This is a genomic window from Longimicrobiales bacterium (assembly GCA_035764935.1).
Lineage (GTDB): Bacteria > Gemmatimonadota > Gemmatimonadetes > Longimicrobiales > RSA9 > DASTYK01.
Genome location: DASTYK010000065.1, coordinates 23069 through 30202 on the forward strand (window position 1 = coordinate 23069; position 7134 = coordinate 30202).

6 protein-coding genes are annotated in these 7134 nt (G+C 67.8%); all 6 read left to right on the top strand.

Features of this window, described 5'->3' with window-relative positions:
* Positions 1-59 precede the first annotated feature (59 nt).
* The gene (locus VFU06_05090; protein HEU5208768.1) at positions 60-794 is read left to right on the top strand and encodes a biotin--[acetyl-CoA-carboxylase] ligase; all 735 of its coding nucleotides are present in this window, start codon (positions 60-62) and stop codon (positions 792-794) included.
* Positions 791-1603, top strand: coding sequence for a type III pantothenate kinase (locus tag VFU06_05095; protein HEU5208769.1), 813 nt, complete (start codon positions 791-793; stop codon positions 1601-1603). The genes VFU06_05090 and VFU06_05095 overlap by 4 nt, the downstream gene beginning before the upstream one ends.
* A gap of 270 nt (positions 1604-1873) precedes the next feature.
* Positions 1874-2179, top strand: a complete 306-nt coding sequence (gene groES, locus VFU06_05100) for a co-chaperone GroES (GenBank protein ID HEU5208770.1) — start codon at positions 1874-1876, stop codon at positions 2177-2179.
* 34 nt (positions 2180-2213) lie between these two features.
* On the top strand, positions 2214-3848 hold the full coding sequence (gene groL / locus VFU06_05105; protein HEU5208771.1) for a chaperonin GroEL: 1635 nt from the start codon (positions 2214-2216) through the stop codon (positions 3846-3848).
* Positions 3849-4436: 588 nt separating this feature from the next.
* Entirely contained in the window at positions 4437-6362 is a 1926-nt protein-coding gene (gene thrS, locus VFU06_05110; GenBank protein HEU5208772.1) for a threonine--tRNA ligase, read from the top strand.
* A 451-nt stretch (positions 6363-6813) separates the two neighbouring features.
* On the top strand, positions 6814-7134 hold a 321-nt coding region (gene infC, locus VFU06_05115; GenBank protein ID HEU5208773.1), incomplete at its 3' end, for a translation initiation factor IF-3.

The window sequence follows — 7134 nt, forward strand, 5'->3', positions numbered from 1 at the left end:
AGTGGGAGGGCCGCAGTGTCGAGGCCTGGCGCAGCGCGTGGGGCATCCCCGCATTGCATGTGTTCGCGCGGGTGTCCTCCACCAACGACGTGTTGCGCGCGGAAGCGACGCGTGACGCGCCGGGCGGCACCACCGCGATCGCCGAGTTGCAGACTGCCGGGCGTGGACAGCACGGGCGCCAGTGGGAGGGCCGGCAGGGGCAGTCGCTGCTCATGTCCGTGCTGCTGCGCCTCCGTGTCGCGCCCGCGCCCGGGACGGCGCCAATCCGCGTCGGGCTCGCTGCGGCGGCCGCAATCGAGGCGGTGAGCGACGTCCGCGTGCAGCTCAAGTGGCCCAACGACCTCGTGGTCGCCGGGCGCAAGCTCGGCGGCGTACTCTGTGAGGCAAGCACCACTGGCAGCAGCACGTGCATCGTCGCCGGCATCGGCATCAATGTCGCGCAGCGCGAGCGCGACTTCTCGAGCGGTGTCCGCGCAACCGCGACATCACTCTGGCTGGCGGGCCGCGAGCGCGTGCGCCGCAGCACACTCGCCGGTGCGATCCTGGAGCGCCTGCTGCCGCAGATGGACAGCATCGCTGAGTTACTCGATAGTCACGAGCTCGAGAGTTTCGCCGCGCGCGACGCACTCTCCGGACAGACGATCGAGATCGACGACAGACCGGCTGGCACCGCAGCGGGCCTGGCACCCGACGGAGAGCTGCGCGTGCATTCCGACGCAGGAATCGCTACCGTGCACACGGGACGCGTGCGCATCGCGGGCGCACGCTCTGTCGCTCACGAAAGGGCGCCATGATCCTGACCTTCGATGTCGGTAACACCGAGACGGTGCTCGGGCTCTTCGACGAGGATACCCTCGCCGATCACTGGCGCATTGCGACGCACGCGGAGCGCACCGTCGACGAGCTCGGCCTGCTCGTCCGCAACCTGATCCGCGAGTCCGGTTTCCCGGCCGACGCCGTCAGCGGCGCCGCCATCGCCTCCGTCGTGCCGCCCATGACACCGCGCCTGCAGGAGATGTGTGAGCGCCATCTCGGCGCACCGCCCGTCGTCGTGGACGCCCGTACAAGCCTCCCGATCCGGCTCGACGTCGAGGAGCCCCTGTCGGTCGGTGCGGACCGCATCGCCAATACCCTCGCCGCCGCACGCCTCTACAGGCGCGACACCATTGCCGTCGACCTGGGCACCGCCACCACCTTCGACTGCATCACCGCAGATGGCGTCTTTGCCGGCGGCGTGATTGCCCCGGGCGTTACCACCGGCGCCGAGACCCTCGTCCGGCGGACCGCACGGCTCCCGCGCATCGAGCTCGAGGCGGAGCCCGCTGCCGTCATCGGCCGGCGCACCGAGACGGCGCTGCAAAGCGGCATCTTCTACGGCGCCGTCGATTCGATCGACGGCATCGTCCGCCGCATCCGCGAGGAGTGGCGACGCCCCGACGCCCTCGTCGTGGCGACCGGCGGGCTCGCACCCATGCTCGGACCTCACTGCCGGACCGTCGACCGCATCGAGCCCTACCTGACCCTCTTCGGGCTCCACTTCGCGTGGCGTCACGTGACCGAGGCTCGGCGGCCCCGCCCTGTCCGGCGCGGGCGCCGGCGCTGACAGGGCGTCCCGCGCGGCTCGAGGGCCATGCCGGCAGGGCAGGATCGCTCCCCGGCGGGACAGTCTCTGCCGCCGCCTTGCCAGCCCGGCAGACTCGGTCTGCCACACCGACAAATCCAGGCGGTACAGGGTTGGCACCGGGCCGGGCCGCGCGCAGCGGGCGTGCTTGACAGGGTCGAGCGGCCCGCTACCTTTGCGCCCGCGTGTTAGCACTCACCGAGTGCGAGTGCTAACGAGCAACCCAGGAACAACCCAGGAGGAGGAAGCAGCATGGCCACTGCAGCTGCGACGCAGATCCAGCCGCTGGCGGACCGCGTGGTCGTCAAGGCGCTGGAGGAGACCGAGCAGATGCGCGGCGGTCTCTACATCCCGGACACCGCGAAGGAGAAGCCCCAGCAGGGCGAGGTGGTGGCGGTCGGCCCCGGCAAGGTGGGCGACGACGGCAAGCGGATCGATCCGGAAGTGAAGGTCGGCGACAGGGTGCTGTACGGGAAGTACAGCGGCACAGAGGTGACGGTCGGGGACGAGCAGTACCTGATCCTGCGCGAGTCGGACGTACTCGCGGTCATCAAGTAACCGCGACTACAAAGAGAGACGGAGGGAAGCAGCCATGGCTGCCAAGGAACTGCAGTTCGATACGGATGCGCGTGCAGCGCTGAAGCGCGGCGTCGATCAGCTGGCGCAGGCGGTGAAGGTCACGCTGGGGCCGAAGGGCCGCAACGTGGTGATCGATCGGAAGTTCGGTGCACCGACGGTGACCAAGGACGGGGTCACGGTCGCCAAGGAAGTCGAGCTTTCGGACCCGATCGAGAACATGGGCGCCCAGATGGTCAAGGAAGTTGCGACCAAGACGAGCGACCTGGCGGGTGACGGCACGACGACGGCGACGGTGCTGGCGCAGGCGATCTTCCGCGAGGGGCTGAAGAACGTGACGGCCGGCGCGAACCCGATGGCGATCAAGCGCGGCATCGACAAGGCGGTCGAGACGGTGGTCGCCGAGCTGAAGGCGCTGTCGACGCCGACCAAGGGCAAGAAGGAGATTGCGCAGGTCGGCACGATCTCGGCGAACAACGACGAGGAGATCGGCAACCTGATCTCCGACGCGATGGAGAAGGTCGGCAAGGACGGCGTGATCACGGTCGAGGAGGCGCGCGGCCTGGAGACCACGCTGGAGACGGTCGAGGGGATGCAGTTCGACCGCGGCTACCTGTCGCCGTACTTCGTGACGGATCCGGAGCGGATGGAGGCCGTGCTCGAGGATGCGATCGTGCTGATCCACGACAAGAAGATCAGCTCGATGAAGGACCTGCTCCCGGTGCTGGAGAAGGTTGCGCAGATGGGCAAGCCGCTGCTGATCATCGCCGAGGACGTCGAGGGCGAGGCGCTCGCCACGCTGGTGGTGAACAAGCTGCGCGGCACGCTGCGCGTGTGCGCGGTCAAGGCGCCGGGCTTCGGTGATCGCCGCAAGGCCATGCTGCAGGACATCGCGATCCTGACGGGCGGCCAGGTGATCAGCGAGGAGGTCGGCTTCAAGCTCGAGAACGCCACGCTGAACGACCTGGGCAAGGCGAAGCGGATCGTCGTCGACAAGGACAACACGACGGTGGTCGACGGTGCCGGCTCGGCGGACCAGATCAAGGGTCGCATCGAGGAGATCCGCGTCGCGATCGACAAGTCGACGTCGGACTACGACCGCGAGAAGCTGCAGGAGCGCCTGGCCAAGCTGGCGGGCGGTGTTGCGGTGATCAACGTCGGCGCCGCGACGGAGACGGAGATGAAGGAGAAGAAGGCGCGTGTCGAGGATGCGCTGCACGCCACGCGTGCGGCCGTCGAGGAGGGCATCGTCCCGGGCGGCGGCGTCGCACTGCTCCGTGTCCAGCCGAAGCTCGACAACCTGAAGATCGAGGACGAGGACGAGCAGATCGGCGTGAGCATCATCCGTCGCGCGCTCGAGGAGCCGATCCGTCAGATCGCCGAGAACGCGGGCGCCGAGGGTTCGATCATCGTGGACAAGGTCCGCAATGAGAAGAACGCCAACTTCGGCTACAACGCGCGTACGGAGAAGTACGAGGACCTGGTCGAGGCCGGCGTCATCGACCCGACCAAGGTCACGCGTACCGCGCTGCAGAACGCCGCGTCCATCGCCTCGCTGCTGCTCACGACCGAGTGTGTGGTCGTCGAGAAGCCCGAGGAGGAGAAGGCCGCGCCGGCCATGCCGGGCGGCGGCATGGGCGGGATGTACTAGGGCTCGGCTTAGCGGCCGAGTCGGAAAGCCCGGGGCGCGGATGCGTTCCGGGCTTTTCATTTTTTTGGGGAGGGCGGGCCCGGGGCCCAGGGCCGGGGCCTGGGCCGGGGTATTGTCTTTCCAGGTTCATGGAACACGAATTCTCACGCAGAGACGCGGGGGAGCAGAGACGCAGGACGTCCGCTTCATCGCCGGTTTTGTGTTCGTGGTCATGTCACGTCCGTGTCAGTACCTGCCGCATCCACGCCGCGTGTCTGCACGTCTGCGCCTCCGCTCCTCTGCGGCTCTGCGTGAAAAGAGGCAGCCCGGACATCCAGGCTCTGCGTGAAGCAAGGCAGCCCAGGCATCCAGGGCCCTGCGTGAAACGAGGCAGCCCCGGCAGGCGTGCGCTCTTGCCACCGGATTCCGCGCTTCCTATTTTTCAACGATGATGGCACTCACGCAGATGACGACCCGCACGACGACGACGCGCGCTGACCGGAGGGGTGCGGCGCGGTAGTTCCGTGCGCGGTGCGGACGGATGCGGCCCCTCCGGAGTAGCGGAGCGGGCCTTTTTTTGTTGCGAACATTTCTCGAGTCGACGGATCGATGATCAAGGTCACACTGCCGGACGGCAAGGAGATCGAGCTGGTGGATGGCGCCACGCCGCGCGATGTGGCGGAGCGGATCGGCTCCCGGCTGGCCAAGGCTGCAGTTGCGGCGAAGGTGAACGGCGGCGTCGTGGAGCTGTCGCGCCCGATCGAGCAGGACGCGCGCATCGAGATCCTGACGAACCGCTCGCCGGAAGCGCTGGACGTGCTGCGCCATTCCGCGGCGCATGTGCTCGCGACGGCGGTGCGTCGTGTGCGGCCGGGTGCAGGCATCGGATTCGGCCCGGCCATCGACGACGGCTTCTACTACGACTTCGAGGTCGACCGTCCCTTCACGCCGGAGGAGCTGGAAGCGATCGAGCGCGAAATGCACGAGGTCGCGCGTGCGGGCGACCCGTTCGAGCGGCGCGTCGTTTCGCGGCAGGAAGCGCGCGAGCTGTTCGCGGATGATCCGCTGAAGCTCGAGCGGCTCGAGGAGCTGGGCGACGACGAGGTGATCACCGTATACCGCAACGGCCCATTCCTCGACCTGTGCCGCGGACCTCATGTGCCGGACACCTCGCTGGTGCAGCACTTCAAGCTGATGAACACCGCCGGCGCGTACTGGCGCGGTGACGTGAGCCGCCAGATGCTGCAGCGCATCTACGGCACCGCCTGGTTCAGCGAAAAGGACCTGCAGCAGTACCTGCACCGGCTGGAGGAGGCGAAGCGCCGCGACCATCGCAAGCTCGGCCGTGAGCTCGACCTGTTCTGGTTCCACCCGTCCGCCCCGGGTTCGGCGTTCTGGAGCGACCGTGGCACCACGATCTTCCGTCTGCTCGGCGAGTGGATGCTCGAGACCCTCGCGAAGAACGGCTACCAGCAGGTCAAGACGCCGCTGCTCTACAACAAGTCGCTCTGGCAGGTGTCCGGGCACTGGGGCAAGTACCGCGAGAACATGTTCCTCGTGCTCGACAATGAGACCGGCGAGCACGACTTCTCGCTCAAGCCGATGAACTGTCCGTCGCACCACCTGATGTTCGCCTCGAAGCGACGCAGCTACCGCGAGCTGCCGGTGCGCTACGCGACGCAGGACGTGCTGCATCGCAATGAAGTGAGCGGCGCGCTGTCCGGCCTCACCCGCGTGCGGCAGTTCCAGCAGGACGACGCGCACATCTACCTGATGGAGTCGCAGATCGTCGACGAGGTCCGTCGCCTGGTGGGGATGGTCGACTACTTCTACAACGCGCTGGGCCTGCGCTACCGCGCCAAGTTCGCGACCCGTCCCGAGCAGCGGGTCGGCGACGACGCGCTCTGGGACCGCGCCGAAGCGGGCCTGCGCGGCGCCCTCGAGGCGATCGGTCTCGACTATGAGCTGAAGGAGGGCGACGGCGCGTTCTACGGTCCGAAGATCGATTTCGACGTCGAGGACGCGATCGGCCGAAGCTGGCAGCTCGGAACCATCCAGCTCGACTACCAGAACCCCGAGCTGTTCGACCTGTCGTACGTGGGCGAGGACAACACGGACCACCGGCCGGTCATCATTCACCGCGCGATCTTCGGCTCGTTCGAGCGCTTCATCGCGATCCTGACCGAGCACTTCGCCGGCGCGTTCCCCCTCTGGTTCGCGCCCGAACAGGTCCGCGTGATCGCGATCACCGACGAGGTCATGGACAGCGCGCGCCAGCTGGTCGCCGAGCTGACCGAGGCCGGCCTGCGCGCGCACCTCGATGAGCGCGCCGAAACGCTGAACTACAAGATCCGCGAGGCCGAGACCATGAAGGTCCCCTACATGGCCGTCCTCGGGGCCCGCGAGGCCGCCGCCGGCACCGTTGCCGTCCGCGCCCGCGGCGCAGGCAAAAAGCAGGAGATCGTGGCGCGCCCCGAGTTCATCGGGCGGCTCCAGGCTGAAGTGGCATCGAAGGCGCTGCCGGCGCAGGGCTGAGCGAAGGGCGGGGCCGTAGGGACCGTCGGGGCCGTCAGGGCCGTCAGGGTACTGCGGGGAGAGTTCACCACCCGCAGTTCAACCCACCAGCCGCCGCGCAGAAGCGGCAGCACCACTCGCACGTGCGCGGGCGCGGGCGCCTGCGCGCCTACCGTGCCCCAGCCGTTCGCAGTGTACACGTCGTGCAAAAGCCCCGGCACCACTCGCACGTGCCCGAATCAGTTCCCGCAGTTGAGAAAGCCGTTGACGCGCCCCGCTGCCCCCGCTAGCTTCCACCCCGGACAATCAGCCAAGCGGGAGAGCGGGTGCTCTCTCCACCCTTCGGTCCGCCGCTGGCGGCACCGCCGGGTTCGGAACCAGCCGAGGGTCGGAGACCGATCTCCGTGCCCGTGGTGACCCCGGACCCGTTTTTCGACAACGGGTCCGTTTTGTTTTTCTGAGGAGGTTCCCCATATCGACGGAGCGTAGAGTCCGCGTCAACCGGCAGATCCGTATCAGCCCTGTCCGCGTCATCGGCTCGGACGGTGAGCAGCTCGGGATTCTGCCGGTGGAGGAGGCCCTGGCGGCAGCAGAGCAGGAGGGTCTCGACCTCGTGGAAGTCGCACCGACGGCACGCCCGCCGGTGGTGCGCATCATGGACTACGGCAAGTTCAAGTACGAGGAGGCGCGGCAGGCTCGGGCGGCGCGCAAGAAGCAGCACCAGATCCAGATCAAGGAAGTCAAGATGCGGCCGGGCATCGAGCCGCACGACTTCGAGTTCAAGATCCGGCAC

Excerpts from the sequence above, each read along its gene's own strand:
- VFU06_05095 (HEU5208769.1), top strand. The coding sequence starts at position 791 with ATGATCCTGACCTTCGATGTCGGTAACACCGAGACGGTGCTCGGGCTC.
- groES (HEU5208770.1), top strand. The coding sequence starts at position 1,874 with ATGGCCACTGCAGCTGCGACGCAGATCCAGCCGCTGGCGGACCGCGTG.
- thrS (HEU5208772.1), top strand. The coding sequence starts at position 4,437 with ATGATCAAGGTCACACTGCCGGACGGCAAGGAGATCGAGCTGGTGGAT.
- groL (HEU5208771.1), top strand. The coding sequence starts at position 2,214 with ATGGCTGCCAAGGAACTGCAGTTCGATACGGATGCGCGTGCAGCGCTG.